This is a genomic window from Staphylococcus sp. 231237_7MaSpsaltlick, from assembly GCF_043107035.1.
The window spans coordinates 1-1,009 of sequence record NZ_JBICNX010000166.1; the positions used below are offsets into that span (position 1 = coordinate 1).

3 protein-coding genes are annotated in these 1,009 nt (G+C 33.6%); all 3 read left to right on the plus strand.

Annotated features, from left to right (window positions below):
• On the plus strand, positions 1-390 hold a 390-nt coding region (locus tag ACF91D_RS30660; RefSeq protein WP_392438521.1), incomplete at its 5' end, for an SDR family oxidoreductase.
• Positions 391-422: 32 nt separating this feature from the next.
• Positions 423-743 carry a hypothetical protein gene (locus ACF91D_RS30665; RefSeq protein ID WP_002508641.1) on the plus strand — a complete coding sequence of 107 codons (321 nt, stop codon included), beginning with the start codon at positions 423-425 and terminating at the stop codon, positions 741-743.
• A gap of 46 nt (positions 744-789) precedes the next feature.
• Positions 790-1,009, plus strand: a 220-nt coding sequence (locus ACF91D_RS30670) for a MerR family transcriptional regulator (protein WP_392438525.1), incomplete at its 3' end; no start/stop codon positions are given.

The window sequence follows — 1,009 nt, forward strand, 5'->3', positions numbered from 1 at the left end:
GCTTATTTCTTTATTAAATATGCTGAAAAGGCTATGAATGATAATGGCAAAATCATCACTCTAGCCACTGCATTGCTTGCTGCTTATACAGGATTTTATTCAACTTACGCTGGAGGAAAAGCTCCCGTCGAGCATTATACACGCGCAGCATCATCAGAGTTTATGGATAGAGGGATTTCAGTTAATGCAGTGGCTCCTGGACCAATGGATACACCTTTCTTCTATCCTCAAGAAGGCGAAGATGCTGTGGCATTCCATAAATCCCAAGCACTTCATAATCAACTTACAAATATAGAAGACATCGCGCCGATTATTACTTTCTTAACTTTAGATGGTTGGTGGATAAATGGACAAACATTATTTGCAAATGGCGGTTATACGACACGCTAGTTAACTTTAAAGAATAAGGAGGTCATTTTGATATGTATTACTTTTTAGCAATATTTAAAGAAAATGAAACAGATATTAAGATTATTACGGAAGAAAAGGTCATAGATGATAAGAACGTATCTTTGCCAAGTAATAATTACGTTAAATCTTTAGCTGAAGAAATAATTGAGCTATCTCATCAAAATAATTTATTCCATAATGACATTAAACGAATTGGTTTAAAAATAGATGATCCTGAACTCATTGGTTATAACACTGTGGAGTCATTAAAGAGTGATATGGTATCAACATTTGGGTTTGAAGCTATTATCCATAATGACTATGAAGATTTACTAGTTCAACTTATTAAATAGACCAAAAAGGTGACTTTATAAAGTCACCTTTTTTAGGAGGTAAATTATGCAAGTAAAGCAAGTAGCCGATAATTTAGGCATCAGTGAACATACTATTCGATACTATGACAAAGCCGGGCTTTTTCCATTTGTTACCAGAAATAAGAATGGCTATAGAGATTTTTCAGTAGAAGACCTATATTGGATTGAATTTATAAAATGTATGCGTCAGACACATATGCCTGTATCAAAGTTAAAAGAAATTGCTGAATTGTATCATCAAGGAA